The organism is Nocardioides abyssi (genome assembly GCF_030412915.1).
Taxonomy (GTDB): domain Bacteria; phylum Actinomycetota; class Actinomycetes; order Propionibacteriales; family Nocardioidaceae; genus Nocardioides; species Nocardioides abyssi.
This window is the reverse complement of record NZ_JAUHJR010000105.1, coordinates 1-291: the sequence shown is the minus strand read 5'-3', so window position 1 is coordinate 291 and position 291 is coordinate 1. Positions and strand designations below refer to the sequence as shown.

1 protein-coding gene is annotated in these 291 nt (G+C 71.5%); it reads left to right on the top strand.

Annotation, left to right across the window (positions count from 1 at the left end; translation table 11 throughout):
* A partial coding sequence (locus QWY29_RS20095) for a PDZ domain-containing protein (protein ID WP_300963003.1) occupies positions 1-291 on the top strand: 291 nt, incomplete at both ends.

Here is a 291-nt window from a genome sequence, read left to right as displayed (position 1 = left end):
GGTGACCTCCCAGGACGTGGCGATCGCCAACGCGCTCGAGGCCCTCGACTACGAGGTCGAGTCGGCGCTGCAGGTCGCCTACGTCGTGCCCGACAGCCCCGCCGACGGCAAGCTCGAGGTGCGCGACGTCGTGCTGCGCATCGACGGCGAGCAGGTGGAGTCGCCCCAGATGCTGGTGGACTCCATCCGCGACACGCCCGCGGGCGAGCCGGTCACCCTGCAGGTCGAGCGGGACGGCAAGGAGCGTGACGTCGAGCTGACCCCGGAGAAGGACCCCGACGACGGCGTGCA